Genomic DNA, 25,775 nt, shown 5'->3' with positions numbered 1-25,775 from the left:
AGTGAGGGACGGTTTGGTCGGTTTTCGGGCCCCGGAGCGACCAGTCCGTCCCTCACTACCCAGGACGAGGGGTCAGTCAGCCGGTGATGTCGTGCACGTAGCACCAGCGCCACGACTCGTCGGGCTCGGCCGACTGCACGACCGGGTGCAGGCTCTCGTGGAAGTGGCCCGTGGCGTGCCTGCCGACCGAGGAGTCGCAGCAGCCCACGTGCCCGCAGCTCAGGCACTGGCGCAGCGACACCCACCGGGTGCCCTCGACGAGGCACTCCGCGCAGGCCGGGTCGCTCGCGGTCCGCGTGACCGGGTGCTCCGCGAGATCGCGGCAGGAGCGGCCGCCGGTGGGGGCCAGGCTGCTGCGGCGTACGTCGGCGCGCGCCGAGGTGGCGGCGTCGAGCATCGACTCCTCGATGTCGAGCATGCCGAGCACCTGGCTCACGACCTCCGACGGCACGTGGCCCCTGCTCCGCACGCGCAGCACCTTGGCCCGCTCCGCCTCGATCATCTCGCCGCGGATGCGGGCGTAGAGCTCCGACGGCGTCTCCTCCCCGGACGCGGTGGCCAGCTGCTCCCACGCCGCGAAGGTCCGCTGGTCGACGCGCGCGCGGACCTGGGCGGCGACGCCGTGGTGGTCGTCGTACTCCAGCTCGTCGAGCCGGGCGAAGCCCGCGTCGGCGGCCTGCTGGAGCAGCGAGGCCCGGGCGAGGGCGTCCTCGGCGGGGTCGGGCGCGGGGACGTCGAGCAGCCGGGTCACCAGCGGCAGCGTGAGCCCCTGCACGAGCAGGGTGCCGGCCACGACGGTGAAGGCGATGAGGAGCAGCACCTCACGGTGGGGTGCGTCCTCGGGGATGACGAACGCGGCGGCGAGGGTGACCACGCCCCGCATGCCGGCCCAGCCGATGAGGAAGCTCCACGAGGCGGGGATGGGGTCGCGGCGCCGGAGGAAGCCGGTGGCCTGCATGTAGACGAGCCGGACGACCACGACGGTCAGGAGGGTCGCGCCGCACACGAGTGCGATGCGGGACCCGGGCAGGCTGGAGGCGCGGGCGCCCTCGAGGATCCAGTCGAGCTGGAGGCCGATGAGGAGGAAGACGGTGTTCTCCAGCACGAACGCGACGGTGCGCCAGGTGATCCGCTCGGTGATCCGGGACTGGGCGGTCTGGATGAGCGGCGCCTTGTGGCCCAGCAGCAGCCCGGCGACGACGACCGCGATGACGCCGGACGCGTGGATCTCCTCCGCAGCCACGAACGCCGCGAAGGGGGTCAGGAACGAGACGGCCGTGTCCATCAGCGGGTCGCGCAGGCGCGTGCGCAGGGGGGCGACGAGCAGGAAGGCCGCGGCCCCGATGAGCACGCCCCCGCCGGCCGCCAGCGCGAAGTCACCGGCCACCGCGGCGACCGTCACGCCGGCGGACAGCGCGGCGACGGCCGTGCGGAGGACCACGAGGGCGGTCGCGTCGTTGAAGAGGGACTCGCCCTCGAGGATCGTGACCACGCGGCGGGGGAGCCCGATGCGTCGCGCGACGGCGGTGGCCGCGACGGCGTCGGGCGGCGCGACGACGGCGCCGATCGCGATGGCAGCCGCCCAGCCCAGGCCGGGCACCAGTCGGTCCACGACGACGGCGACCGCCAGCGCCGTGACCACCACGAGCAGCACCGACAGCCGCAGGATGGCGCCTCTGTTGGCGTTGAAGTCGACCAGCGAGGTCTGGATCGCGGCGGCGTAGAGCAGCGGCGGCAGCAGTCCCAGCAGGACCACCTCGGACTCGAGGTGGATCGTGGGCACGCCCGGCACGTAGGCCGCGGCCGCGCCGACGACGACGAGCAGGAGCGGCGCCGGCACGTGCAGCCGCTCGCTGACGGCGGTCACCGCGAGGACGACGGCCGCCATCGAGACGAGCAGCAGGGCGAGCTCCACCGACACAGGGTCCGGCAGAACCGGACGTCGCGCCAGAGGATCAGTGCACGACGTCGTAGCGCTGCAGCAGGATGCCGTTGTCGTAGGCGGCGTGCTCGACGAGCTCGAGCCTGGTCTTGTCGCTCTCGCCGAAGAGCCGCTTGCCGCTGCCGAGCAGGAGCGGGTAGACGAGGAGGGTGTAGCGGTCGACCAGCCCGGCCTTCGCCAGGCCCTGGGCGAGCTGGGCGCTGCCGTGGACGTGGATCTCCCCGCCCTCGGTCTCCTTCAGCGCCGCGACGTCGTCGAGGGAGCGGAGCACGGAGACGGTGCCCTCGCCCCACGGGACCGTGTCGCCCTCGAGCGTGGTGGAGACGACGTACTTCGGCATCGCGTTGTAGGTGGTGAACTCCTTCATCGAGGGCCACACGGGAGCGAACTCGTCGTACGAGCGCCGGCCCAGGAGCAGGGCGCTGGCCTCCTCGGTCTCGCGGCCCTTGATGTCGTAGGCGGCCATGTCGGGCTCGACGTCCTTGAAGGTCCAGCCGGCGTGGGGGTGGTCGCCGCCGCCGGGCGCCTCCATGACGCCGTCGAGGGAGAGGAACGTGGTGATGACGATCGTGCGCATGGGTGGAGCCTCCTGTGCTCTGGGGCTGGCGGGGCCGGCTGGGCTGGCGGGGCCGGCTGGGCGGAGCGGCGTCAGGGGGCGAGCAGGCCGTCGATCTGGTTGATCGCCTGCGTGGAGCCCTCGACGACGCCCATGGCGAGCACCTTCTGGAGGGAGGCGGCGTCGGCGTAGGTCGAGACGAACGTCGCCCGCGTGCCGTCCGCGGTCTCGCTGAAGTCGTAGACCTGCTGGGACTCGGGCAGGTCGGGGTTGGCGGCGAACGTCTCGTCGACGGCGAAGCCGTCGGTGAACGTGAACCGGTGGGGCCGCTCGACGGTCGCGACGTCCCAGTAGGCGTAGAACCGGTCGCCGCCGGGGCTGGTCATGTAGTAGGTCATCCGCCCGCCCGGGACCAGGTCGTGGTCGACGAACGTGGCGGGGTAGCCGGGAGGTCCCCACACGCGCTCGAGCTGGCGCGGGTCGGCGTAGACCTGCCACACGCGCTCGGGAGGGGCGGCGAAGTCGGCGGTGATGGTGAGCGTGAGGGCGTCGAGGTCATGGGTGACGTCGGTGACGGGCATGGTCTGGTCCGTTCTTCAGGTGGTCCCCGTGCTGGTGGTCCGGCTGGGACGGGTTGGTGGTGCGGGGGCGGGCTCGGCGAGGAGCTCGTCCATGCGGGCGATGCGGCCGCGCCAGAGGCCCTCGAGCTCGGTGAGCATCGCGCCCACCGACCGCACGGCCTCGACGTCGCCGCTGGCCAGGGCCTCACGGCCCTGACGGCGCTTGGTCAGCAGTCCGGCGCGCTCGAGGACGGCGACGTGCTTCTGCACGGCGGCGAAGCTCATGTCGTAGCTGCGGGCCAGGGCGGAGACGGAGTGCTCGCCGGCCAGCACGCGTCGCAGGATGTCGCGCCGGGTGCGGTCGGAGAGCGCGTGGAACCAGGCGTCCGCGCGGTCTTCGTCGCTGTCCATGCCCACAACATACAACCGGTCGGTTGTATGTTGTCAAGGCACCCGTGGGGGTGGGAGCGCGGTCGTCGGCGCGGGAACGGGGTACCCAGCGGAGTAGCATCTGAAGCCTGGGCGCCCTCACGCGCCTCCTCCGAGGGAAGTGGGACACGCCCGTGCACAGGCTCGTGGAAGGACTCCGCCTCGGTGACCGCTACGTCCTGCAGGAGCGCATCGCCTCCGGCGGGATGGCGGACGTCTGGCGCGGCCTCGACGACGTCCTGCAGCGTGAGGTCGCCGTCAAGGTGATGCGGGCCGATCCCGACAACGAGGAGATCTTCGCCGAGCGCTTCCGCGACGAGGCGCTCCACTCCGCGGCTCTCCTGCACCCCAACATCACCACCGTCTTCGACTACGGCCACGACGACCACCTGACCTACCTCGTGATGGAGCTCGTGCCGGGACTGCCGCTCTCGGCGGTCATCCGCGAGCACGGGGCGATGCAGCCCGAGGCGGTGCGCTCGATCCTCGGCCAGGCCGCCCTCGCGCTCGGCACCGCCCACGAGGCCGGCGTGGTCCACCGCGACGTCAAGCCGGCCAACATCCTGGTCCGCGAGGACGGCCTGGTGAAGCTGACCGACTTCGGCATCGCCCGCGCGATCGACGCCATCGGCCACACGCGGGTGGGCGAGATGCTCGGCACGCCCAACTACATCAGCCCCGAGCAGGCGGTCGGGGAGCAGGCCACGGGCGCCAGCGACCTCTACGCCCTCGGCGTGGTGGGCCACGAGATGCTCACCGGCAAGCGTCCCTTCGACCGCGGCACCCCGATCGCGACGGCGCTGTGCCACGTCAACGAGCCGCCCCCGCCGCTGGGCGAGGACGTGCCGGAGGACCTGCGCGCCGTCGTCGCGTCGCTGCTCCAGAAGGACCCGGCGGACCGACCCGACAGCGCGGTCGCGGTGGCGGTGGCGCTGGGGATGGCCCCGGCGGAGCTCGTCGAGGTCGGCGTCGACCTCGCCTCGGGCGTGCACAGCGGCTACGTCGTGCTGCCGGTCACGCCGCTCACCCCGGCGACCCCGCTCGAGGCGGTGCAGCCCGCCGGCCGGGCGCCCGCCGACGTCCCGACGGTGGCGGCCGGGCCCGAGGAGCTGCTGCGCTGAGTCCCGCCGGGCCGACCCCGCTCAGCCGATCCGTGAGCGGGTGGCCGCGGCGTCGAGCAGCGCCGCCAGGGCGGCCGGCCGGGTGAACATCGGCCAGTGGCCGGAGTCGAGGTCGACCAGCTCGAGGGCCGTCGCGGCGGCGAGCTCGGGGACGTCGCCGCCGTCGATCCACTCCTGCGCCTGGGCGGGGCTGAACTCCGGGCAGACGAGGGTCAGCGGCACGCCGTGACGCCGCTCGTCGGTCCAGCGCACCACGCCCTTGGTCACCCCGACGGGCACCGGGTGGGTGCCTGCGGCGACCTCGGCCTTGAGCTCGGGGGACATGTCGTCGGAGTCGGGTCCGGCGAACGGCTCCCAGCCCGGGAACGCGACGGCGTCGCCGTCGGTCTCGAAGAAGTCGGCATAGGTCTCGCCGTCGGTCGTCGGGAAGCCGCCGATCAGCACGACGCCCGTCACGGCGTCGGGGCGCCGGTCCGCGGCCACCCACGCCAGCGTGGACGCGGCGGAGTGCCCCACCACGACGGGTGCGCCCTCGGCGGCGTCGACGGCGGCGAGCACCGCGTCGGCCTGGTCGTCGTACGTCGCGGTGGGGGCGCCGTCGCCCTGCCCGGGCAGCGTCACCGGTACGCCTCGGTGGCCGAGCGCCTCGAGCTCGGGCAGCACGTCGTCCCAGGCCGAGCCGTCGAGCCAGAGTCCGGGGATGAGCACGATGTCCATGGGTCCTCCTTGGTGGTGGGTGTCGACCCTCGACGCCCCACGCTAGGACCGGTTGCGGACGTTTTCCGTCCGGAACCGGTGCGAGGATGTCCGGGTGAGCGACATCAGCCCCACCGCCCGCGCGCTGCGGGCGCTCGACATCCTGCAGGCGCGGCCGGGCACGACCGCGGCCGACCTGGCGGCACGGCTCGGGGTCACCGAGCGGGCCGCGCGGCGCTACGTCGCGATCCTGCGCGAGGCCGACATCCCGGTCGAGTCCACCCGCGGTCCCTACGGCGGCTACACCCTCGGGCGCGGGCTGCGCCTGCCACCGCTGGTCTTCTCCGCCACCGAGGCGCTGGGTCTCGTGATGGCCGCCCTCGACTCCCACCACGCGGTGGCCGACTCAGGCGACCCGGTCGGCGCTGCGCTGGGCAAGATCCTGCGGGTGCTGCCCACCAACGTCGCCCGCCAGGCCGTCGCGGTGCGGGAGACGGCGCGAGCCGTCCCCGAGCGCACCCCGGTGCGTCCCGACCCCGAGGTCACCACCGAGCTGGTCGCGGCGGTGGCGGCCCAGCGGCAGGTCGAGGTGGGCTACCGCACCGCGGCCGGCAGCGAGCGCACGTTCGTCGTCGACCCCTGGTCGGTCGTGGTCCGCCACGGCCGGTGGTACCTGCTGTGCCACTCCCACCACGCCGACGCGCTGCGCACCTTCCGCGTCGACCGGATCACCGCCGTGGAGCTGCTCGACGGCACGTTCGAGGTGCCGGCCGACCTCGACCCGGCCGCGGCGCTGGAGGCCAACCTCGCCAAGGGGTGGGAGCACGACACGCACGTCGTCTTCGACGCGCCTCTCGACGAGGTACGCCCGTGGATCCGGCCGACCATCGGCGAGCTGCGCGAGCTGCCGGGCGGGCGCTGCGAGCTGCTCGGCAGCACCAGCAACCCCGAGGCCTACGCCGGGGAGTGGCTGGCCGGCGTCCCGTTCCCGTTCACGGTGGCCGGTGGGGCGGAGCTCCGGGCGGCGGTGGCGGTGGTGGCCGAGCGGCTCGGGCGCGCGGTCAGCGACTGACCGCGACCTCCGTGCCGAGCGTCCAGCCGGGCGCGACGGGCAGGTGGTCGCCGCTCCAGAACGTGCCCGGGTCGTACCAGGTGGCCCGCCGGTCGTCGCGCAGGATGCCCATCTCCATGTAGCAGGTCGCCACGACCTCGGCGCAGAACGCCGCCTCCGGGGTGACCCGCCGACCCCGCTCGCGGTGGGGGACGTAGGCGTCGCGGCCGCGCAGCCAGCGCGCTCCGAGCCGCGCCATGCTCGGGAAGGAGACCCCGTCGAGCCGGGCGACGGCGCGCAGCATGCCGTCCTCCTCCTCGGCACCGATCTCGGGCGCGAGCTGGCGCACCCAGGCGTCCTGGTCGTAGTCGGTGTGCCACCGCCCGACCGCCTCGCGCAGGTCGTGCAGCTGCACGCCGCGGTGGTGGGCGCCGGTCCACACGTCGAGCTGCGACCGGCCGAGCTCGGCGTGGAAGATCAGGGGCGGCAGGTCGTCGACGACGACCGCCATCCCGACGTGGTTGACCGGGGCGTTGGTGACGGCGCGGATGGCGCGGTCGGGCGCCCGCCGGCCGCGGAACAGCCAGATGTCGCCGCTGCGCGTCAGGTCGACCGCCTGGTCGAGGGTCAGGGCCGATGCCATGCGCGCAGTCTGCCGCAGGAACGGCGCTAGGCTCGCCGCATGCGCGTGTGGAAGTGGCTCGGCCTGGCGGGGATCCTCGCGGGCGTCGCCACGGGCGCCGCCGTCGCGCGTGACGAGCGGGCGCGCCGCCACTACGAGCCCGACGAGATCCGCGAGCGGCTGCGCGCGCGCCACGACGAGGCGCTCGCCCGGCAGGGCGGCGGGTCGGGCGACGGGTCGGGCACGACCGAGGTCTGAGGCGGCGCGGCCGCGCGGCTCAGGCCCCGAGGGCGAGGCGGACGGCGATCGCCAGCATGACCAGCCCGACGAGCACGTCGAGCACCTGCCACGCCCGCGGGCTCGCCAGGCGCGGCGCGAGCAGCCGGGCGCCGTACCCGAGCCCGGCGAACCATGCGAGGCTCGCCGCGCACGCCCCGAGCGCGAACCACCAGCGACCGGACGCACCGTGGGTGCCCGCGATCGAGCCGAGCAGGAGCACGGTGTCGAGGTAGACGTGGGGGTTGAGCCAGGTCAGCGCCACCGCCCGGACCACCACGCCCCGCCGGGCCTCGACCTCCCCGCCCGCCGCGTCGAGCGCCTGCGGCCGCCGAGCACGCAGCAGCGACGCCGCGCCGTAGCCGGTGAGGAACGCGACGCCGAGCCAGCGCACCACCTCGACGGCCCACGGCGCACGGTCGACGACGACCCCGATCCCGGCGACCCCGGCGACGATGAGCACGACGTCGGACAGCGCGCACACGCCCACCACCAGCCCGACGTGGCTGCGGCGCAGCCCCTGGCGCAGGACGAACGCGTTCTGCGCGCCGATCGCCACGATCAGCGCCAGACCGGTCAGCAGCCCTGCGACGACGTCTCCCACGCGTGCCAACCTAGGGCGCCGGACCCTCGCCGGCCCTCGCCGGCCCTCACCGGCCCTCACCGGACCCTTGCCCCGGCCCTGACACATGTCAGGGTCCGCTGCGGGTGTTATCCCATGGCCCTGCTGCGTGGCCCCCTGTCAGACTTCCTCACATGAGTGAGCAGCCCACGGGAGAGGCGCCGCAGGGCGTGGCGGCACGTGCACGTGACCTGGTGAAGGTCTACGGCTCGGCGGAGGCGCAGGTGCGGGCCCTCGACGGCGTGACCGTCGACCTGATGAAGGGGGAGTTCACCGCCATCATGGGTCCCTCGGGGTCCGGCAAGTCCACGTTGATGCACTGCCTGGCGGCACTCGACGCCCCGACGTCCGGCGAGGCGGTCGTCGACGGCACGTCGCTGGGAGCCCTCAAGGACAAGGCGCTCACCACGCTCCGCCGCGACCGGATCGGCTTCGTCTTCCAGGCGTTCAACCTCGTGCCGACCCTGACCGCGCGCGAGAACATCGTCCTCCCGCTCGACCTGGCCGGCAAGAAGGCCGACAAGGAGTGGTTCGACGCAGTCATCGACGCCGTCGGCCTGCGCCCGCGGCTGGGCCACCGGCCGAGCGAGATGTCGGGCGGGCAGCAGCAGCGCGTCGCCTGCGCACGCGCGCTGGTGAGCCGCCCGTCGATCGTCTTCGCCGACGAGCCCACCGGCAACCTCGACTCCACCAGCTCGGCCGAGGTGCTCGGCTTCCTGCGTCGCAGCGTCGACGAGTTCGCCCAGACGGTGGTCATGGTGACCCACGACCCGGTCGCGGCGGCCTACGCCGACCGGGTCCTGTTCCTCGCCGACGGCAAGCTCGTCGACGAGCTGCGCGACCCCGACCGCGACGCGATCCTCGAGCGCATGGGCCGCCTCGGCGACGCCGCGGCCCGCAAGGCGGGCTGAGCATGCTCCGCCTCACCTGGCGCAACCTGGTGGCCCGCAAGGTCCGCCTGGTGATGAGCACGCTGGCGATCGTGCTGGGCATCGGCTTCCTCGCCGGCGTCCTCACCTTCAGCCACGGCCTCGGCGCGACCTTCGACAACATCATCGAGGGCTCCACCTCCGACGCCGTCGTGCGCACCGAGGGCGAGGTGTCGTTCCAGGCCTCCGGCGCCGGCACCACCAGCCTGATCAAGCCGAAGGCCGTCGACCGGTTGGCCGCGCTGCCCGAGGTCGCCGCGGCCGACGGCTCGGTCGACGGGGTCGGCGCCTACCTGCTCGGGGAGGACGGCAAGCTCGTCGGCGGCACCGGCGCGCCCACCCTGGTCTTCAACCACAACGACGGCGTCAACATCGCGGGCGAGCCGATCCTGGTCCTCGAGTCGGGCGAGTGGCCGGACGCGCCCGGCCAGATCAACCTCGACGCGTCCTCGGCCGAGCGCGGCGGCTACGAGCTGGGCGACCAGGTCACCCTCCTGCTGCCCACCGGCCAGCTGCGCAAGGAGTTCGAGCTCGTCGGCACGTCCAACTTCAACGGCGGCGGCACGGCCGGCGCCACGCTCGCGCTGCTCGAGACGAGCGAGGCCCAGGACGTCTTCCTCGACGGCGAGGACGCCTACACCACGGTGGCCCTCACCGCCGCCGACGGGGCCAGCCAGACCGAGCTCGCCGACGCCGCGAAGACCGTCCTGCCCGACGGCTTCACCGCCGTCACCGGGCAGGAGGTGATCGACGAGTCCGACGAGCAGATCGGGCAGTTCCTCGACGTCATCGGCTACTTCCTGGTGGCCTTCGCGGTGATCGCGATCGTCGTGGGCGCGTTCATCATCTTCAACACCTTCTCGATCCTGGTCTCCCAGCGGGTGCGCGAGTCGGCGCTGCTGCGCGCGCTCGGGGCCAGCCGTCGGCAGGTGACGCGCTCGGTGCTCGTCGAGGCGTTCCTGATGGGGGTCCTGGGCTCCACCCTGGGCCTCCTGATCGGGCTCGGGCTCTCGCGCGGGCTCGCCGCGATCTTCCGCTCGCAGGGCCTCGACATCGCGTCCGAGGTGCTGGTGCTGACCCCGTCGACGGTGATCGCCGCCTACGTCGTCGGCATCGTGGTGACGATGGTCGCGGCGTTCGTGCCCGCCCGCCGCGCCGCGAAGGTGCCGCCGGTGGCGGCCCTCCGCGACGACCTCACCGTCCAGGAGAAGGCACTCGGTCGCCGGCGCCTCGTGCTGGGCACCCTCGCCCTCGTCGTCGGCGGCGCGCTCATGGTCGCGGGCCTGGTCGGCGCACCGGGCGCCGACCCGGGGTGGATCGGCGCGGGCGCGGTGATCTGGGTGATCACCGTCGCGGTGATGGCGCCGGTCCTCGGGCACCCGGTGCTCCTGGCCTGCCGCACCCTGTTCGACAAGCTCTTCGGCACCACCGGCAAGCTCGCCGGCGAGAACGCGCTGCGCAACCCACGGCGCACCGGGGCGACCGCCTCGGCGCTGATGATCGGCCTCGCCGTGGTCTCGGCCGTGGGCGTGCTGGCGTCGTCGTTGAGCGCGACCAACGACGAGCTGGTCGACCGCGAGTTCCGCAGCGACTTCCTCGTGCAGTCGCCGAGCTTCCAGGGCTTCCCCACCCAGGTGGGCGACGAGATGGCCGAGGTCGACGGCGTCGGCACGGTCTCCCGGATGCAGGGGTCGGTGGCCCTCGTCGACCAGGACCAGAGCTTCGTGGCGGGCGTCGACGACGCGTTCGGCGACATCTACGACCTCGACATGCGCGCCGGCACCCAGGACATGAGCGGCGACCAGACGATCCTCAGCGCGTCGACCGCGAGCGACCTCGGCGCCGACGTGGGCAGCACGATCCCGGCGTCCTTCCCCGGAGGTCGGACCGTCGCCCTCGAGGTCGTCGGGATCTTCGAGGACACGCCGATCACCAACGGCGTGACGATGCCCATCGGCGTCCTCGAGGACGCCGGGCTGCGGCGCAACGACAGCACGCTCAGCATCAACGTCACCGACGGCGCCGACGTCGACGCGGTGCACGACGCCCTCGACGAGGTGGTCGCGGACCTGCCGATCGTCACGGTGCAGGACAAGGAGGGCTTCTCCGAGCTGATCAAGCAGCAGGTCAACCAGCTGCTGTTCATGATCTACGGCCTGCTCGCGCTCGCGGTCGTCATCGCCGTCATCGGCATCGTCAACACCCTCGGCCTCAGCGTCATCGAGCGCACCCGCGAGGTGGGCCTGCTGCGCGCCGTGGGGCTCTCGAGGCGGCGCCTGCGGCTGATGATCACGCTCGAGTCGATCACCATCGCGGTGCTCGGGGCGGTCCTCGGGCTCGTGGTCGGACTCCTCATCGGGGTGGCGCTGCGCCAGTCGCTCTCCGAGGACCTGACCGTGCTGGCCCTGCCGCTCGGCTCGCTCGCGGTCTTCCTGGTGATCGCGGTGGTGTTCGGGGTGCTGGCCGCGATCGTGCCCGCAGTACGGGCGTCGCGGATGAAGGTGCTCGACGCGATCGCCACGGAGTAGCACGACGGAGTAGCACCTGGTCGTCCGCCGCTCCCACCGGCCCCGGGTGCTGACGCATCCGGGCGTCGGTGGCACCGTGGACAGGTGAGCGACTCACGCGACGCGCAGGGAACCCGTCTCGAGGACCGGTCCGACACCCGCTTCTTCGGCCAGCCGGGAGTGCTGGCCAACCTCTTCGGGGTCGAGCTGTGGGAGCGGTTCAGCTTCTACGGCATGCAGGGCATCCTGCTGATCTACCTCTACTACTCCGCGTCCCGGGGCGGGCTGGGCATCGACGAGGGCGTCGCGACCGGCATCGTGGGCGCCTACGGCGGCGGGGTCTACCTCTCGACCATCCTCGGCGCGTGGCTCGCCGACCGGGTGATCGGACCCGAGCGGACGCTCTTCTCCTCCGCGGTCTGCGTGATGGCCGGCCACCTCGCCCTCGCCCTGCTTCCCGGCCTGCTCGGCGTCGGCGTGGGCCTGGTGCTCATCGCCCTCGGCTCGGGCGGGGTGAAGGCGACGGCGACCTCCCTGGTCGGCTCGCTCTACGACGAGCACGACACCCGCCGTGACGCCGGCTTCTCGCTGTTCTACATGGGCATCAACATCGGTGCGCTGCTCGGGCCGTTGCTGACCGGCCTGCTGCAGAAGGAGGCCGGCTTCCACTGGGGCTTCGGGGCGGCGGCGGTCGGGATGGCGCTCGGCCTGGCGCAGTACGCCGCCACCCGCAGCAAGCTGCCCGAGAAGACGCACCGCGTCGCCAACCCACTGCCCCCGGGTCGGTGGCCGCGCTACGTCGCCGTCGCGGTGCTCGCCCTCGCCCTGGTCGCCGTCCTGGTGTGGGTCGACGTGATCACCGCCGCCCGCCTCTCCACCATCGTCATCGGCATCAGCCTGGTGGCCGCGATCGCCTACTTCGCGGTGATCCTCGCCGACCGGGAGGTGCAGGGTGCGGAGCGAAGCCGGATCTTCGCCTTCATGCCGCTGTTCGTGTGCAACGTGGTGTTCTGGTCGCTCTACCAGCAGCAGTTCACCGTGGTGACGATCTACGCCGACAAGCGCCTCGACCGCGACATCCTCGGGTGGGAGATGCCGGTCTCGTGGGTCACCAGCATCAACCCGGTCTTCATCATCGTGCTGGCCGGGGTGTTCGCGGCGCTGTGGACCCGGTGGGGGACACGGCAGCCGGCGACACCGCTCAAGTTCGGCGCGGGCACGGCGCTGATGGGCGTGGCGTTCTTCGGCTTCCTGCTGATGCCGAGCGGCCAGAACACCGCGCCGCTGCTCGGCCTCGCAGGCATCCTGCTCGTCTTCACCCTGGCCGAGCTGCTGATCTCGCCGGTGGGGCTCAGCGCCACGACCAAGCTCGCGCCGCGCAAGTTCGCGACGCAGATGATCGCGCTCTACTTCCTCTCGATCGCCCTCGGCACGGCGCTCGCCGGCACGCTCGCCGGCTTCTACGACGAGACCGACGAGGCCCCGTTCTTCCTCTGGGTCGGCCTCGCCTCGGTCGTCACCGGGGTCGTGGTGATGCTCGCCTCGAAGCCGATCCACCGGCTGATGGCGGGGGTCGACTGACCGTGCTCGCGGCACCGAGCGGTCAGTAGCCGCCCTCCGGCGCCACCATCTCCCCGCGCACCCCCAGCAGCCGCACCGGGCGCGCGTCGTCCAGGGCGAGGTAGAGCTCGTGGGCCGTCCGGGCGACCACCTCGACGTCGTACGTCGGCTCGGCGAGCTTGCGGATCCGGGTGACGGTGAAGAACGGGGCGAAGCGCACCTTCAGGTGCACCCGCATGACCGCCCGGCCCTCCTTGCGGACGTCCTCCACGACCCGCCCGGCGAGCTCGCGGAGGGCGGTGCGCACCTCCTCGGGCGTCGCGAGGTCGGACTGGAACGTCGTCTCGCGGCCGTGGGCGCGGGCCACCCACGGGGTGTCGTCGGGTCGCGAGCGGCCGCCGCCGCGCCCGAGCCGGCCGAGGTGGGGGCCGTTGGTCGGGCCGAACGCCGCGACCAGGGCCTCGTCGTCGGCACCGGCGAGGTCGGCGACGGTGCGGATCCCGATCGCCTCGAGCCGCGCGCCGATCCTGTTCCCGACGCCCCACAGCGCGGTGGTCGGGCGGTCGCCCATGACCTCCATCCAGTTGTCGCGGGTCAGCACGAACGTGCCCTGCGGCTTGCCGAAGTCGGTCGCGATCTTGGCCCGGACCAGCGTGTCGCCGATGCCGACCGAGCAGTGCAGCCCGGTCGCTGCGAGCACCGCGGCCTGCACGGTTCGCGCCGTCGCGACCGGGTCGTCGGTCTCGACCCCGACGAACGCCTCGTCCCAGCCGAGCACCTCCACGACCGCGCCGGGCGTCGCGCGCAGCGTCTCCATCACCCGCGCCGACGCCTCCTCGTAGACGGGGAAGTCGACCGGCAGGAAGACCGCGTCTGGCGAGCGCCGCTTGGCCAGCTTGAGCGCCAGCCCGCTGCGCACGCCGTGGGCGCGGGCCTCGTAGGACGCGGTGGAGACGACGGCCCGCTCGGTCGGGTCGCCCCGTCCGCCGACCACCACGGGCAGCCCGACCAGCTCGGGGCGCCTGAGCAGCTCGACGGCGACGAGGAACTGGTCCATGTCGACGTGGAGGACCCAGTGCTGTGGCACCTCGCCATTGTGGCCGCAAGCCCTTCGTCCGCGCGTCTGTGACCACCCGTCGGCGTACGGTGGAGACATGACGAGCGACGAGCAGACCGGGCGCGATCCCTACGCCGAGCACCCGGAGGAGTCGGTCTTCCCCGGAGCGGGCGAGCGGGTCAGCGACGCCGACCGCCAGCGCGCGCTCGACGCCCAGCCGCGCGGCAACGCGACCGTCGGCGACACGGTCGACACCGACGACGTCGACTCCGAGGCCCATGAGCACGGTCCCGGCGCCGCGGACGTCGCCGACCAGGCCGACGGCGGCCACATCAGCGACTGAGTCGGCCCTCAGCCGAGGGCGTCGGCCAGCCCGTCGAGGAGCCGGTCGACGTCGGAGTCGTCGTTGTAGGCGGCGAGACCGATCCGCAGGCCCGAGTCGACCGGGAGCCCGAGGGCCCGGAAGGTCTCGTGGGCGTAGAACGTCCCGGCCGGCACGAGCACGTCGCGGCGGGCGAGCCGCTCGAAGACCTCCCCGGGCGCGTGGTCGCGCAGGGTGAGGAACAGCGTCGAGGTGCGCGAGGCCGCCCGCGAGTGCAGGGTGAGCCGGTCGCCGAGGCCGACGAGCCCGTCCTCGATCCGCTCGCGCAGGCGCAGCTCGTGGGCGGCGATGCGGCCGGCCGCGTCGACCAGCCGCTCGCGACGCGTGTCGCCCGAGCCCAGCGAGGCGATCAGGTCGACGGCGGCGGTGACGCCGGCGAGCAGCTCGTAGGGCAGCGTGCCGAGCTCGAAGCGCTCGGGGACCACGTCGGTGGAGGGGAGCAGCTTGTCCGGCCGCAGCGTCTCCAGCAGCGCCGGGTCGGCGACCAGGGCGCCGCAGTGGGGACCGAAGAACTTGTAGGGCGAGCACACCAGGAGGTCAGCGCCCATCGCGGTGATGTCGGGGGCGGCGTGGGCCGTGTGGTGCACCGCGTCGACGTGGACGAGCGCCCCGACCTCGTGGGCGCGGGCGGCGACGGTGGCGACCGGCGGCCGGGTGCCGAGCAGGTTGGAGGCCGCGGTCAGCGCGACGAGGCGGGTCCGCTCGGTGATCTCCTCGAGCGAGGCGAGGTCGAGCTCGCCGGTCGCGGGATCGAGGCGCAGCCAGCGCACGGTGACGCCGGCCCGCTCGGCGGCCTGGAGCCACGGGCGCACGTTGGAGTCGTGGTCGAGCTCGCTGACCACGATGTCGTCGCCGGGCGACCAGGTGCGAGACAGGGTGCGCGAGACGTCGTAGGTCAGCGCGGTGGCGCTGCGCCCGTGGACCACGCCACCCGGTCGGCCCGCGACGAGGTCGGCGACGGCGGCGCGGAAGCCGACCACGGCGTCCTCGGCGTTGCGCTGGCTGACCAGCGCGGAGCCGCGCTGCGACAGCGGGCCGGTGAGGGTGCGCGCGATGGCGTCGCCGACGACGCGGGGCGTCTGCGTGCCGCCCGGGTTGTCGAAGTGGGCGATGCCCGACTCGAGCGAGGGGAACTCGGCACGGAAGGCGGCGACGTCGAGGACGGGCAGGTCGGCAGGCATGCTGCGCACTCAACCAGACGCCCCCGACCGGGCGCTCACCCGGCGATGTGCACCACCGCGTCCCCGGAGTTGACCAGGGGGGCCTCGGTGCGGCCGATCACGACGCCGTCACGGTTGGCGTAGACCGCGCGGAGCGTCTTGCCGAAGGAGTCGAAGAGGGTGCCGAGCCGCTCGCCGTCGCTCACCTTCTGGCCGAGGTGGGCGTCGAGGTGCAGGATGCCCGAGCGCCGCGCACGCACCCAGCCGCTGGAGCGGCACTCCAGGCTCGGCTCGACCGGCGGCTCCTCCACCGGCTCGGTCATCCCCAGCGCGGCGAGCACCCGGCGTACGCCGACCACGCCGGCCTCGACGGCGTAGTCGTCGAAGCGGAGGTTCTCCCCGGCCTCGTAGAGCAGCACCCGCGCGCCGTGCTCGCCCGCCGCGTGGCGCAGCGAGCCGTCACGGATCCGGGCGTGGAGCATGACCGGCGCACCGAAGGCGGCCGCCAGCTCGCGGGTGCGGGGGTCGTCGAGGTCGGCCCGCACCTGGGGCAGGTTGCTGCGCTGGTCGGAGCCGGTGTGCAGGTCGATGCCGACCTCGCAGCCGGCGACGATCTCGCGCATGAACAGGTGGGCGATGCGGCTGGCCAGCGAGCCGCGGGGCGAGCCGGGGAACGACCGGTTGAGGTCGCGGCGGTCGGGCAGGTAGCGGTCGCCCGTCATGAAGCCGAGCACGTTGACGATCGGCACCGCGACGAGCGTGCCGCGGAACGTCTTGGGGTCGAGTCCGGCCATCACCTGGCGCACCACCTCCACGCCGGCCACCTCGTCGCCGTGGATGGCGGCGTCGATCCAGATCCGCGGACCGTCCTCGCGCCCGTGCACCACGCGCACCGGCAGCGTGACCTCGGCGCCGGTGACGAGCCGGGTGATCGGCAGCTCGAGAGCACGCGCCGACCCGGCGCGGATCCGGACCCCGCCGATGGCGAAGGACTCGCGCGCCACCTACCTGCCCCAGTTCTTGCGGCGCACGGAGCGGCGCGGCCGCCCACCGGCGTACGACACCGACGCGTCGACGAGGAAGCCGCGCGCCAGCGCCTCGCGGCCGATCAGCATCCGGAAGCCCATCTCGTCGCGGTTGCTGAGCGTCATCTCGGTCGTGATGGTGCGTCCGGCGAGCGTGACGTCGAGCGCGACCGCGTAGCGCTGCTCGGCCTGACCGTTGCTGGAGCGCACCTCACGGCGGTCGAGGACGGGCAGGTCGAGCTCGACGAGGTCGTCGTCGGAGCGCTGCCAGGGGTGGATCGAGAAGCGCACCCGCTGCTGCCCGTCACGCTCGTGGGCCTCGAGGTCGAAGGCGTGCATCGACGACGATCGGGCGCCCGTGTCGATCTTGGCCTTGACCCACGGCACCCCGGCCTGGGGCAGCGCCACCCACTCGCGCCAGCCCAGCACGACCTTGTCGAGCGCGGGTGGCTGGGGGGCTGTGGACACCGGGCCATCTTGGCAGGTGGGCGCCGCGGAGGGGGTGGTTGGATGCTGCCCATGAAGCTCGCCATCCTCTCCCGGGCCCCGCGGTCCTACAGCACGCAGCGGCTGCGCACGGCCGCCGTGGACCGCGGTCACGACGTGAAGGTGCTCAACACCCTGCGCTTCGGCATCGACCTCTCCGGCGAGGAGCCCGACCTGCTGTTCCGCGGCAAGCAGCTCTCGACGTACGACGCCGTGCTGCCGCGCATCGGCAACTCGATCACCTACTTCGGCACCGCCGTCGTGCGCCAGTTCGAGCAGATGGACGTCTACACCCCCAACACGAGCTACGGCATCGCCAACAGCCGCGACAAGCTGCGCGCGACGCAGATCCTCTCGCGCCACAAGATCCCGATGCCGGCGACGACCTTCGTGCGCGACCGCGCCGACGTGATTCCGGCGATCGAGCGGGTCGGCGGCGCGCCGGTCGTGATCAAGCTGCTCGAGGGCACCCAGGGCATCGGCGTGATCCTGGCCCCGACCATCAAGGTGGCCGAGGCGATCATCGAGACCCTGCAGAGCACCCGGCAGAACGTCCTCATCCAGCGCTTCGTCAAGGAGAGCAAGGGCCGTGACATCCGCGCCCTCGTCGTCGGCGACCGGGTGGTCGCGGCGATGCGCCGGGTCGCGCAGGGCGACGAGTTCCGCTCCAACGTCCACCGTGGTGGCACCGTGGAGGCGGTCGACCTCGACGAGGAGTTCGAGCGCGTGGCGGTGCGGTCCGCGCAGATCATGGGCCTGCGGGTGGCGGGCGTCGACATGCTCGAGGGACGCAAGGGACCGCAGGTGATGGAGGTCAACTCCTCACCCGGCCTCGAGGGCATCGAGTCCGCGACCAAGCTCGACGTGGCGGGCGCGATCGTCGACTACATGGCCAACCAGGTCGCCTTCCCCGACATCGACGTGCGCCAGCGGCTGACCGTCTCGACCGGCTACGGGGTCGCCGAGATCGTCGTCCACCACGGCTCCGACATGGTCGGCAAGAAGCTCGGCGACTCCGGCCTCGACGACCGCGACATCACGGTCCTGACCCTGCACCGCGGCCCCCACGTCATCCCCAACCCGCGCAACAAGACGGTGCTGGAGGGCGAGGACCGGCTGCTGTGCTTCGGCAAGCTCGAGGAGATGCGCTCGATGATCCCCGACCGCAAGCAGAAGCGCGTGCGGCGGCTGATGAAGAAGCACCTGCCGCCGGAGAGCCTCTGACCTCCACCCGCGTCCCTGGCCGGGCATCCGCGCTGCACGGTGCCCTGGTGCGGTGTCGGTGGCCGGGCCTAGCGTGCCGGGCATGAAGCGGTTCGTGGACGAGGACCTGACGGGCGCGGAGCTCCGCGAGTGCGACCTGAGCGGGGCGCGCCTGGTCGGCGTGGTCATGCAGGGCGCCGTGATCGACGGGCTGGTGACCGACCTCGTCGTCAACGGCGTCGAGGTCATGGCCTACGTCGAGGCCGAGCTCGACCGTCGTCATCCGGTCCGACGGCTCATCCGCTCCGACGACGTGGCCGACCTCCGCCGGGCCAGCCGCGAGCTGCGCACCGACTGGGCGGCGACCGTGGCACGCATGCGCGAGTCGCCCGGCATCGAGCACGAGAGCGTCGACGACGAGTGGTCGGCCGTGCAGACGCTGCGTCACCTGGTCTTCGTCCACGACTCGTGGTTCCGGCGCTGCTGCCTCGGGTCGACCGACCTGTTCACCCCGATGGGCCTCGGCATCGAGTCCGTGCTCCACCGCGAGGAGCAGGGGCTCGACCCGTCGGCGGACCCGACGCTCGACGAGGTGCTGGCTGTCCGTGCAGCACAGGCCGCCGAGCTCGAGCGTTGGCTCGACGCGGTCACGTCCCGAGAGCTCCAGGAGCCGGCACCGGTCCCCGCCGACGACAGGTGGCCGACCTATGCCCGCGGACGGTCGCTGCGGCAGTGTCTGGGCACGGTGCTCCGCGAGGAGTTCGAGCATCGTCGGTTCTGCGTGCGCGACCTCGACCTCCTCGCGGGGCCGGACCGGCGCCTGTCGTCCTAGTCCCGCGCCCGCGTGTGCCAGAGCCACGCGATCCCCACGAACGGCAGCACCAGCGGCAACCAGCCATACCCCGCGCCGTAGTCCGACCACACGGTCGCGTCGGGGAACAGCTCGGGGTCGAGCACGGTGAGCGTGCCGACGGTGAGCACGCCGACCAGCTCGAACCCGACCGCGGCCCAGGCCAGCCGGCGGGCGGTCGCGGCGCGGAGTCGCTCAGGAGAAGCGCACGGCGATGCCGGGATAGTCGAGCACGAGCAGGTGGTCGTCGACGTGCAGCTCGGCCTCGAAGCCGCCCTCGGACGTGTAGTGAAACCGCTTGGCGTCGATGCGCCGGTAGGTCTGGTCGAGCCGCCTGACCTTCAGGTCGAGCGCTGGACGTAGACCGCCGAGGCCGTCACGGTCTCGCCGACAGGCAGGTCCAGGCGGTGCACGGGGAAGGTGTTGGTGCAGGCAGACGCCTCGAGGTCCACGTCCACGAGCCCGTCGAGGTCCGGTCGAGGCACGTCGTCGACCGTCCAACGACCGTCGCCGTTCACAGACAGGATGACGGTACGTCGGCCGTCGAGGGTGTCACTGCTGACGACGGCCGACGTGGTGCGCCACCCGCGAGAGAACGCGATGCGGTAGTCCACGGCATAGGGCATGCCACCCTCTACGGCGCTGGTGTGACCACGAAGCTCGCCGTCACTGGCGTAGACGACCTCGAACCCGGCGACGGCGTCGGCGAACCGCCAGGCGGCGAATCTGGGTAGCTGCGGCATACGTCCAGTCGTTCCGTGCGAGATCGCGAAGGGCCGGAGAGTCGAGACTGACACGCCGCAGGCGCGGGTGTCACCAGTCGAGCCCGCTCTGCGAGCGGGATCGTCAGTGGCTGCGCGGGGGTGGCTCGCGTCCCTCGCCCGAGCCGCCGCGACGCTCACCCGAGGCGCAGCCGCGCGAGCGCCTCGCCGTCGTCGTGCTCGCCGGTGGGCACGAACCCCGACGCGAGGTAGAACGCCTCCGGTCCGCCCGGCGCCTGCACCCAGCTCGTCTCCGCCTCGGCGTGCCCCCGCTCCCGCATCGCCCGCACCCACAGGTCGAGCGCGCGGCGGCCGATGCCGCGGCCCTGGTGGCGCCGGTCGACGAGGAAGCGCCAGAGGTAGGGCCGTGGCGGCGACTCGGACCACATGAGGAAGCCGGCGGGATCGCCGTCGGCCTCGATGCCGCGACAGTCCGCGACGAGCGGCACGCCGTCGCGGGTGCCGGGGAAGAGCGCGTCGACGAACGACTGCTGCACCGTCGCGACGAAGCGCTGCTGCGTGTGGTGGACACCGACCCGCGTCCACCTCCGGAACGTGTCGTCGGTGATCTCCACGAGCCGCACGTCGGTCGGCGGCGTACGCGGCCGGTCCCGCCAGGCGCGCCACTGCGCCGCGCTCATCGCGTAGACGAGGTTGTCGTCCCACCCGCCGCGCCACCAGAACGAGCGGTGGGTCTCCACCTCGAACGTCATCCCCAGCCGCTCGAGCAGCCGCGCCGACGCGAGATTGCGCGGCGACAGCTCGGCGACGACCCGGTGCACGCCGAGGCGTTCGACGAGGTCGGCGACGACGGCGCTCGCCGCCTCGGTGGCGATCCCCTGCCCCTGGGCCGCCCGCGCCAGGGTGAACCCGAGGTGGGCCACCCCGCCGTGCTCGTGCAGGCCGACGAAGAGGTCGCCGACGACCCGGCCGTCCTGCTCGATCAGGACCTGGTGGCGGCCGCCGTCGGCGAGGTCGGTGAGGCCGGCGTGCCGGGCGACGAGCTCGAGCGCCCGCTCCTCGCTCCACGGCAGCTCCCAGACCTGCAGCGCGGCCACCTCGGGGTCGTTGCGGTAGGCCGTCAGCGCCGGCACGTCCTCGGCGCGGGGCAAGCGCAGCGTCAGCCGCTCGGTGCGCATCGGGTAGGGCGACGGGATCACCCGTACAGGCTCCCGCCCGCCACCGCGACCGGGCAACGGGGTTTGCACCCGTCGTCAGTCCCGCGCCCGCGTGTGCCAGAGCCAGGCGATGCCCACGAACGGCAGCACGAGCGGGAGCCACCCGTAGCCCGCGCCGTAGTCCGACCACACGGTCGCGTCGGGGAACAGCTCGGGGTCGAGCACGGTCAGGGTGCCGACCGTGAGCACGCCGACCAGCTCGAACCCGACCGCCGCCCAGGCCAGCCGGCGGGGGCTGGGGCCGACCTCGGCGAGGCCGAGGGTGGCGGCGACGTAGACGAGCGCGGCCATGGCCGAGAGGGCGTACGCGAGGGGCGCCTCGTCGGCCTTGGTGGCCAGCTGGACGAGCGAGCGGGCGGTCGCGGCGAGCGCGAAGACGCCGTAGACGGCGACGAGCGTGCGGCCCAGGCCCGACGACGTCGAGGCGGCGCGGCTCACGCGGTCCACACCGCCACCGCGCGGACGACGATGAACGCCTGCGCCAGCGCGGCGATCATCAGCACGGCCGTGGCGCCGCGACTGCGCTCGGCGAGCGACCAGGCGAACCCGATCGGCAGCAGCACGAGCCCGGCGACGAGGTAGCCGAACACCGTGATCGCCGAGGGGCCGCTGAGGTCGGCGCCGCCGACCTGGAACGCGGCGACCACGATCAGCACCAGCGTCGCGGCCTCGATGACGGCGGCGAAGCCGAGCAGGCCCCAGTCGGGCGTGCGGTCGAGCGCGACGTAGACCAGCACCACCAGCGCGAGGAGCAGCGAGGCGGCGAGCAGCACGAGGGGCAGGGGTCCGTCCACGAGGGTCGATTGTCCCAGAGTGGCCCGCACGTCCCGCCGGAGGACCGAGTCAGCCCTCGACCGGGGGGAGCTCGCGCATGGCGTGGTCGGCGATCTTCTTCATCATCCACCCGTCGATGCCGCCGCCGACCAGTCCGCCGGCGACCGGGACGCCCCGGCCGAGGCGGGCCAGCGCCTTCTCGCTCACCCCGCGCACCAGGCGGAAGCCGACCGCCTTGTTGACCATCATCAGCGCCGCGGGCGGCAGGCCCTTGAGGGCGTAGGTCGTCACCCGGCTGCCGGCGGTCGACATGCCGGTCCTGCGGAGCACCTCGTCGGCGTCGGAGCCGACCAGCGTGAGCAGGATCGCCGTACGCACCTGCGGGTCGTCGATGTCGTGGCCGCGCAGCACCGCGATGCCGCCGACCATCCGCACGGCCTGGAGGTAGAACTCCGCGACGTTGACCGGCAGCGACACCGGCATCGTGACGAAGCCGCCGATCCCGGTGACGAAGCCGCCGACGCCGCCGGTGACGGTGCTCCGCCGAGCCAGCGCGGCGATCGCCTTCTCCCGGTCGCCGCCGGCCTTGCGGAGCGCCTCGCCCGCGACCGCGCGGACCGGGCTGAGCGGCCCCCGGCCGTCGAGGCCGACGTCGAGGAGCAGCGCGACCATCCGGTCGACCGCCCCCGGGTCGGGTCGCGGGTCACCGGCCGCGTCCAGCGCCGACGTCCTCGACGTCTCGGAGCCGCCACGGCGCACCAGGTCCTTGAGTCCCATGCTGGCCACCCTACGAAGCGGTCGGGCACCCGACCCCTGGTCCCGCTCAGGAGGTCGCGGAGCGGAAGCCGCGCAGGCGCAGGCTGTTGGTCACCACGAAGACGCTCGAGAACGCCATCGCGGCACCGGCGAGCATCGGGTTGAGGAGGCCGGCGGCGGCCAGCGGCAGGGCGGCGACGTTGTAGGCGAAGGCCCAGAACAGGTTGCCCTTGATCGTGGCGAGCGTGCGGCGCGCGAGCCGGATCGCGTCGACGGCGACCAGCAGGTCGCCGCGCACGAGGGTCAGGTCGCCGGCCTCGATGGCCACGTCGGTGCCGGTGCCCATCGCCAGGCCGAGGTCGGCCTGGGCGAGCGCGGCGGCGTCGTTGACGCCGTCGCCGACCATCGCCACGACCTTGCCGGCCGCCTGGAGCCGCTGCACCTCGGCGACCTTGTCGGCGGGCAGCACGTCGGCCACGACGGTGTCGATGCCGACCTGAGCGGCGACGTGGCGGGCGGCGGCCTCGTTGTCGCCGGTGAGCAGGACCGGCGTCAGGCCCAGCTCGCGCAGCGCGGCGACGGCTCGTGCGGACGTCGGCCTGACGGTGTCGCCGACGACGACGACGCCCCGGGCGCCGCCGTCCCAGCCGACCGCCACCGCGGTGCGGCCCTCGGCCTGCGCCCGCTCCACGGCAGCCTCCAGCGACGGCGGCAGGTGCTGTGCCCCGTCGGCCAGCAGGCTCGGTCGGCCGACCACGACGGCGTGTCCCTCGACGACGCCCTGCACGCCCAGGCCCTCCCGGTTGGCGAACTCCGCCACGGGGGGCAGCGGACCCTCCACGGCGGCGATGGCCCGGGCGATCGGGTGCTCGGACGCCGACTCGAGGGCCGCGGCGAGGCGGCGTACGTGGTCGGGCGACTCGCCTTCTGCGGCCACCACCTCGTGGACGGTCATCTCCCCGGTCGTCACGGTGCCGGTCTTGTCGAGCACGATCGTGTCGACGCGGCGGGTGGACTCCAGCACCTCGGGGCCCTTGATCAGGATGCCGAGCTGCGCGCCGCGGCCGGTGCCGACCATGAGGGCGGTCGGCGTCGCCAGGCCGAGGGCGCACGGGCAGGCGATGATCAGCACCGAGACGGCGGCGGTGAACGCCGCGGTGGCGCCGCCCCCGGCGCCGAGCCAGAAGCCGAGCGTGGCCACGGACAGCGCGATGACGACCGGCACGAAGACGCCGGACACGCGGTCGGCGAGGCGCTGCACCTCGGCCTTGCCGTTCTGGGCGTCCTCCACCAGCCGCGCCATCTGCGCGAGCTGGGTGTCGGCGCCCACGCGGGTGGCGCGCACGACGAGCCGCCCGCCCGCGTTGACGGTGGCCCCGACGACGGCGTCACCGGGGCCGACCTCCACCGGCACGGACTCGCCGGTGAGCATGGACGCGTCGACCGCCGACGTGCCCTCGACGACCTCGCCGTCGGTCGCGACCTTCTCGCCGGGGCGGACCACGAACAGGTCGCCGACCGCGAGCTGCTCGACCGGGATCCGGACCTCGGCGCCGTCGCGCAGGACGGCCACGTCTCGCACACCGAGCTCGAGCAGCGCCCGCAGCGCCGCGCCCGCGCGCCGCTTCGACCGGTGCTCCAGCCACCGCCCGGCGAGCAGGAACGTCGTCACGCCGGCGGCGGCCTCGAGGTAGATGTTGCCCGCGCCGTCGGTGCGGTCGATCGAGATGCGGAACGGGTGGGTCATGCCCGGCTCGCCGGCCGTGCCGAGGAACAGCGCCCACAGCGACCAGGCGAACGCGGCCAGCACCCCCACCGAGACGAGGGTGTCCATCGTCGTCGCGCCGTGGCGCAGGTTGGTCCAGGCGGCGCGGTGGAAGGGCAGCGCGCCCCAGACCACGACGGGAGCGGCGAGGGCGAGGGAGGCCCACTGCCAGTAGGTGAACTGCCATGCCGGCACCATCGCCATCGCGATCACCGGGACGGTGAGCACGGTGCTGACCAGCAGCCGCTGCAGGAGCGGGTCGCGCTCGGGGACGTCGTCGGGTGTGGGCGCACCGGGGGGCGTCGGCAGCGCGGCGGAGTAGCCGGCGGCCTCCACGGTGCGCAGCAGGTCGTCGGTGCTCACGGTGTCGGGGAAGGTGACCTTGGCCTTCTCGGTCGCGTAGTTGACCGTGGCCGTCACGCCGTCGAGCTTGTTGAGCTTGCGCTCGATGCGGTGGGCGCACGACGCGCAGGTCATGCCGGTGATGGCCAGCTCGACGTCGGCCCGGGGGCTCGTGGTGGTCTCAGTGCTCATGGTCGCCGCCCTCGGCGTGGTCGCCGGACGGTGCCCCGCCCGACTCGACGGTGAACGCGGCGGTGTGCACGGTGCCGCGGTGCTTGAAGTCCAGGAAGAGCCGGTAGGTCCCCGGCTCGGGGAACGCGGTCGCGAAGTCGATGCCCGGGCCCGCGGCGGCGCCGTCCTCGGGGTGCACGTGGAGGTAGCCCAGGTCGCCGGCGCGCATCGCGACGAGGTGGCCGTGGGCGCCGAGGTAGGGCTCGAGGTCCGTGACGGGCTCGCCGTCGAGCTCGATGCGTGTGGTCAGCACCGTCGACGCTCCCGGGGCCGTGTCGCCCTGGAGCGTGACGGCGTACGTGCCCTCGTCCGTGCGGATCCGGTCGGTGCGGTCGTCGGCGGGCAGCGGGCGCGGGGAGAAGTCGCCGGCCACCGCCACGTCGTCGGCCAGCGTGATGCCGTCCCAGTCCTCGGGCACCAGGTCGGCGACCACCCGCCACACCCCGGGGGTCAGGTCCACGTCCACCGACCAGGTGCCGCTCGCGCGGTCGAGGCGCGGGTGCACGTGCTGGAAGCCGGTCAGGTCGCGGCGTACGACGATGAGGTGCAGGTCCTTCTCGTGCTCACGGGTGTAGTCGAGGAGGGGCCGCCCGCTGGAGGTCAGCACCTGGAAGTCGAGACGGGTGCGCCCGGCGGGCAGCGTGCGATCGGCGATGGCCAGCGAGAAGCCGTCGGCTCGGGAGGTGAGCCCGGCGACGTCGGCGACCCCCGACGCGTGCTCCGCGTGCCCGTCGGCCTCCCCGGCTCCGTCCTCGGCAGGGTGGTCCGCGTCGTCCCCGGCACCGTGACCCGCGTCGTCCGTGTGGGCGCCGGCGGCCGGCTCGGTGTCGAGCGGGCCGACGAACCGGCCGCCGACCCAGGCCAGCGCGAAGGCGGTGGCGAGGGAGGCGACGAACGCGACGACGCGCAGGGGGGTGCTCATGCTCGGGTCCTC

At 73.4% G+C, this 25,775-nt stretch carries 29 protein-coding genes and 1 pseudogene; 11 read left to right on the top strand and 19 right to left on the bottom strand.

The features are described 5' to 3' along the window. Positions 1-76 precede the first annotated feature (76 nt). From JX575_RS19100 to JX575_RS19085, 4 genes are all read right to left on the bottom strand, one after another. Entirely contained in the window at positions 77-1,915 is a 1,839-nt protein-coding gene (locus JX575_RS19100) for a Na+/H+ antiporter (protein ID WP_186339613.1), read from the bottom strand. A 40-nt stretch (positions 1,916-1,955) separates the two neighbouring features. Next, the gene (locus tag JX575_RS19095; RefSeq protein ID WP_186339612.1) at positions 1,956-2,519 is read right to left on the bottom strand and encodes a dihydrofolate reductase family protein; all 564 of its coding nucleotides are present in this window, start codon (positions 2,517-2,519) and stop codon (positions 1,956-1,958) included. 71 nt (positions 2,520-2,590) lie between these two features. Continuing rightward, complete coding sequence (locus JX575_RS19090; RefSeq protein WP_186339611.1) at positions 2,591-3,079, bottom strand: SRPBCC domain-containing protein; 489 nt, start codon at positions 3,077-3,079, stop codon at positions 2,591-2,593. 15 nt (positions 3,080-3,094) lie between these two features. Further along, positions 3,095-3,469 (bottom strand): metalloregulator ArsR/SmtB family transcription factor, encoded by a 375-nt coding sequence (locus tag JX575_RS19085; protein WP_186339610.1) that lies wholly within the window; start codon positions 3,467-3,469, stop codon positions 3,095-3,097. Between the two features lie 152 nt (positions 3,470-3,621). On the opposite strand from JX575_RS19085, the gene JX575_RS19080 reads away from it, so the two are divergent. Continuing rightward, a complete protein-coding gene (locus JX575_RS19080) occupies positions 3,622-4,608 on the top strand; it encodes a protein kinase (RefSeq protein ID WP_206054458.1) in 987 nt (328 codons plus the stop codon). Positions 4,609-4,629: 21 nt separating this feature from the next. Here the strand turns inward: JX575_RS19080 and JX575_RS19075 are convergent, their stop codons facing one another. Further along, on the bottom strand, positions 4,630-5,325 hold the full coding sequence (locus tag JX575_RS19075; protein WP_186339609.1) for an alpha/beta hydrolase: 696 nt from the start codon (positions 5,323-5,325) through the stop codon (positions 4,630-4,632). 94 nt (positions 5,326-5,419) lie between these two features. On the opposite strand from JX575_RS19075, the gene JX575_RS19070 reads away from it, so the two are divergent. After that, positions 5,420-6,376: a WYL domain-containing protein gene (locus JX575_RS19070; protein ID WP_186339608.1), complete on the top strand. Its 957-nt coding sequence runs from the start codon at positions 5,420-5,422 to the stop codon at positions 6,374-6,376. Here JX575_RS19070 and JX575_RS19065 read toward each other — a convergent pair. Next, positions 6,366-6,998, bottom strand: a complete 633-nt coding sequence (locus JX575_RS19065) for a hypothetical protein (protein WP_186339607.1) — start codon at positions 6,996-6,998, stop codon at positions 6,366-6,368. The two genes, JX575_RS19070 and JX575_RS19065, sit on opposite strands and share 11 nt — an antisense overlap. Before the next feature lie 39 nt (positions 6,999-7,037). Between JX575_RS19065 and JX575_RS19060 the strand changes: the two genes are divergently transcribed. Next, the gene (locus JX575_RS19060; protein WP_186339606.1) at positions 7,038-7,235 is read left to right on the top strand and encodes a hypothetical protein; all 198 of its coding nucleotides are present in this window, start codon (positions 7,038-7,040) and stop codon (positions 7,233-7,235) included. Between the two features lie 19 nt (positions 7,236-7,254). Here the strand turns inward: JX575_RS19060 and JX575_RS19055 are convergent, their stop codons facing one another. Beyond that, on the bottom strand, positions 7,255-7,857 hold the full coding sequence (locus JX575_RS19055; RefSeq protein WP_241005261.1) for a LysE/ArgO family amino acid transporter: 603 nt from the start codon (positions 7,855-7,857) through the stop codon (positions 7,255-7,257). A 152-nt stretch (positions 7,858-8,009) separates the two neighbouring features. Here JX575_RS19055 and JX575_RS19050 point away from each other — a divergent pair, with 152 nt between their 5' ends. From JX575_RS19050 to JX575_RS19040, 3 genes are all read left to right on the top strand, one after another. Beyond that, a complete protein-coding gene (locus JX575_RS19050) occupies positions 8,010-8,786 on the top strand; it encodes an ABC transporter ATP-binding protein (protein WP_186339604.1) in 777 nt (258 codons plus the stop codon). Positions 8,787-8,788: 2 nt separating this feature from the next. Continuing rightward, entirely contained in the window at positions 8,789-11,332 is a 2,544-nt protein-coding gene (locus tag JX575_RS19045; protein WP_186339603.1) for an ABC transporter permease, read from the top strand. An 84-nt stretch (positions 11,333-11,416) separates the two neighbouring features. After that, entirely contained in the window at positions 11,417-12,892 is a 1,476-nt protein-coding gene (locus JX575_RS19040) for an oligopeptide:H+ symporter (protein ID WP_186339602.1), read from the top strand. Positions 12,893-12,914: 22 nt separating this feature from the next. Here the strand turns inward: JX575_RS19040 and JX575_RS19035 are convergent, their stop codons facing one another. Then, the gene (locus tag JX575_RS19035; RefSeq protein WP_241005260.1) at positions 12,915-13,958 is read right to left on the bottom strand and encodes a DNA polymerase IV; all 1,044 of its coding nucleotides are present in this window, start codon (positions 13,956-13,958) and stop codon (positions 12,915-12,917) included. Between the two features lie 67 nt (positions 13,959-14,025). Between JX575_RS19035 and JX575_RS19030 the strand changes: the two genes are divergently transcribed. After that, a complete protein-coding gene (locus JX575_RS19030) occupies positions 14,026-14,271 on the top strand; it encodes a hypothetical protein (protein WP_186339600.1) in 246 nt (81 codons plus the stop codon). An 8-nt stretch (positions 14,272-14,279) separates the two neighbouring features. On the opposite strand, the gene JX575_RS19025 is transcribed toward JX575_RS19030, so the two are convergent. Genes JX575_RS19025 through JX575_RS19015 form a run of 3 tightly spaced genes read right to left on the bottom strand, consistent with a single transcriptional unit; the run spans position 14,280 to position 16,963 of the window. Continuing rightward, the gene (locus JX575_RS19025; RefSeq protein WP_186339599.1) at positions 14,280-15,491 is read right to left on the bottom strand and encodes a cysteine desulfurase-like protein; all 1,212 of its coding nucleotides are present in this window, start codon (positions 15,489-15,491) and stop codon (positions 14,280-14,282) included. 35 nt (positions 15,492-15,526) lie between these two features. After that, positions 15,527-16,474 carry a succinylglutamate desuccinylase/aspartoacylase family protein gene (locus JX575_RS19020; RefSeq protein WP_186339598.1) on the bottom strand — a complete coding sequence of 316 codons (948 nt, stop codon included), beginning with the start codon at positions 16,472-16,474 and terminating at the stop codon, positions 15,527-15,529. After that, positions 16,475-16,963, bottom strand: coding sequence for a RimK/LysX family protein (locus tag JX575_RS19015; protein ID WP_186339597.1), 489 nt, complete (start codon positions 16,961-16,963; stop codon positions 16,475-16,477). A gap of 51 nt (positions 16,964-17,014) precedes the next feature. Between JX575_RS19015 and JX575_RS19010 the strand changes: the two are divergent. The 3 genes and pseudogenes from JX575_RS19010 to JX575_RS19005 form a co-directional block, all read left to right on the top strand. After that, positions 17,015-17,872: pseudogene (locus JX575_RS19010) on the top strand (RimK family alpha-L-glutamate ligase); the annotation flags it as partial. Then, a complete protein-coding gene (locus tag JX575_RS19905; protein ID WP_346776148.1) occupies positions 17,870-18,205 on the top strand; it encodes a TrkA C-terminal domain-containing protein in 336 nt (111 codons plus the stop codon). The pseudogene JX575_RS19010 and the gene JX575_RS19905, both read left to right, overlap by 3 nt. An 82-nt stretch (positions 18,206-18,287) precedes the next feature. After that, positions 18,288-19,016, top strand: a complete 729-nt coding sequence (locus tag JX575_RS19005) for a DinB family protein (protein WP_186339595.1) — start codon at positions 18,288-18,290, stop codon at positions 19,014-19,016. Here JX575_RS19005 and JX575_RS19000 read toward each other — a convergent pair. Beyond that, positions 19,013-19,165, bottom strand: coding sequence for a hypothetical protein (locus tag JX575_RS19000; protein WP_206054456.1), 153 nt, complete (start codon positions 19,163-19,165; stop codon positions 19,013-19,015). The two genes, JX575_RS19005 and JX575_RS19000, sit on opposite strands and share 4 nt — an antisense overlap. Here JX575_RS19000 and JX575_RS18995 point away from each other — a divergent pair. Next, entirely contained in the window at positions 19,158-19,397 is a 240-nt protein-coding gene (locus JX575_RS18995; RefSeq protein WP_186340439.1) for a hypothetical protein, read from the top strand. The genes JX575_RS19000 and JX575_RS18995 overlap by 8 nt on opposite strands. Here JX575_RS18995 and JX575_RS18990 read toward each other — a convergent pair. The 7 genes from JX575_RS18990 to JX575_RS18960 form a co-directional block, all read right to left on the bottom strand. Next, on the bottom strand, positions 19,376-19,777 hold the full coding sequence (locus JX575_RS18990; protein ID WP_186339594.1) for a putative glycolipid-binding domain-containing protein: 402 nt from the start codon (positions 19,775-19,777) through the stop codon (positions 19,376-19,378). The genes JX575_RS18995 and JX575_RS18990 overlap by 22 nt on opposite strands. 155 nt (positions 19,778-19,932) lie before the next feature. Next, positions 19,933-20,955 (bottom strand): GNAT family N-acetyltransferase, encoded by a 1,023-nt coding sequence (locus JX575_RS18985; RefSeq protein WP_186339593.1) that lies wholly within the window; start codon positions 20,953-20,955, stop codon positions 19,933-19,935. A gap of 54 nt (positions 20,956-21,009) precedes the next feature. Then, entirely contained in the window at positions 21,010-21,411 is a 402-nt protein-coding gene (locus JX575_RS18980) for a hypothetical protein (RefSeq protein ID WP_206054455.1), read from the bottom strand. Further along, positions 21,408-21,767 carry a hypothetical protein gene (locus tag JX575_RS18975; protein ID WP_186339591.1) on the bottom strand — a complete coding sequence of 120 codons (360 nt, stop codon included), beginning with the start codon at positions 21,765-21,767 and terminating at the stop codon, positions 21,408-21,410. The genes JX575_RS18980 and JX575_RS18975 overlap by 4 nt, the downstream gene beginning before the upstream one ends. Before the next feature lie 49 nt (positions 21,768-21,816). Beyond that, a complete protein-coding gene (locus JX575_RS18970) occupies positions 21,817-22,524 on the bottom strand; it encodes an EcsC family protein (protein WP_186339590.1) in 708 nt (235 codons plus the stop codon). A gap of 46 nt (positions 22,525-22,570) precedes the next feature. Then, positions 22,571-24,802, bottom strand: coding sequence for a heavy metal translocating P-type ATPase (locus JX575_RS18965; protein WP_186339589.1), 2,232 nt, complete (start codon positions 24,800-24,802; stop codon positions 22,571-22,573). After that, entirely contained in the window at positions 24,792-25,763 is a 972-nt protein-coding gene (locus tag JX575_RS18960) for a hypothetical protein (RefSeq protein ID WP_186339588.1), read from the bottom strand. Before JX575_RS18960 ends, JX575_RS18965 begins: the two co-directional genes overlap by 11 nt. Positions 25,764-25,775 lie beyond the last annotated feature (12 nt).

The organism is Nocardioides sp. zg-1228 (assembly GCF_017086465.1).
Taxonomy (GTDB): Bacteria; Actinomycetota; Actinomycetes; order Propionibacteriales; family Nocardioidaceae; genus Nocardioides.
This window is presented reverse-complemented; position numbering and strand designations above follow the sequence as displayed.

Coding starts and splice junctions, on each gene's coding strand:
- JX575_RS19095 (WP_186339612.1), bottom strand. CDS start 2,519: ATGCGCACGATCGTCATCACCACGTTCCTCTCCCTCGACGGCGTCATG.
- JX575_RS19090 (WP_186339611.1), bottom strand. CDS start 3,079: ATGCCCGTCACCGACGTCACCCATGACCTCGACGCCCTCACGCTCACC.
- JX575_RS19085 (WP_186339610.1), bottom strand. CDS start 3,469: ATGGACAGCGACGAAGACCGCGCGGACGCCTGGTTCCACGCGCTCTCC.
- JX575_RS19075 (WP_186339609.1), bottom strand. CDS start 5,325: ATGGACATCGTGCTCATCCCCGGACTCTGGCTCGACGGCTCGGCCTGG.
- JX575_RS19065 (WP_186339607.1), bottom strand. CDS start 6,998: ATGGCATCGGCCCTGACCCTCGACCAGGCGGTCGACCTGACGCGCAGC.
- JX575_RS19060 (WP_186339606.1), top strand. CDS start 7,038: ATGCGCGTGTGGAAGTGGCTCGGCCTGGCGGGGATCCTCGCGGGCGTC.
- JX575_RS19050 (WP_186339604.1), top strand. CDS start 8,010: ATGAGTGAGCAGCCCACGGGAGAGGCGCCGCAGGGCGTGGCGGCACGT.
- JX575_RS19045 (WP_186339603.1), top strand. CDS start 8,789: ATGCTCCGCCTCACCTGGCGCAACCTGGTGGCCCGCAAGGTCCGCCTG.
- JX575_RS19030 (WP_186339600.1), top strand. CDS start 14,026: ATGACGAGCGACGAGCAGACCGGGCGCGATCCCTACGCCGAGCACCCG.
- JX575_RS19025 (WP_186339599.1), bottom strand. CDS start 15,491: ATGCCTGCCGACCTGCCCGTCCTCGACGTCGCCGCCTTCCGTGCCGAG.
- JX575_RS19905 (WP_346776148.1), top strand. CDS start 17,870: ATGGCCAACCAGGTCGCCTTCCCCGACATCGACGTGCGCCAGCGGCTG.
- JX575_RS19005 (WP_186339595.1), top strand. CDS start 18,288: ATGAAGCGGTTCGTGGACGAGGACCTGACGGGCGCGGAGCTCCGCGAG.
- JX575_RS18990 (WP_186339594.1), bottom strand. CDS start 19,777: ATGCCGCAGCTACCCAGATTCGCCGCCTGGCGGTTCGCCGACGCCGTC.
- JX575_RS18970 (WP_186339590.1), bottom strand. CDS start 22,524: ATGGGACTCAAGGACCTGGTGCGCCGTGGCGGCTCCGAGACGTCGAGG.
- JX575_RS18965 (WP_186339589.1), bottom strand. CDS start 24,802: ATGAGCACTGAGACCACCACGAGCCCCCGGGCCGACGTCGAGCTGGCC.
- JX575_RS18960 (WP_186339588.1), bottom strand. CDS start 25,763: ATGAGCACCCCCCTGCGCGTCGTCGCGTTCGTCGCCTCCCTCGCCACC.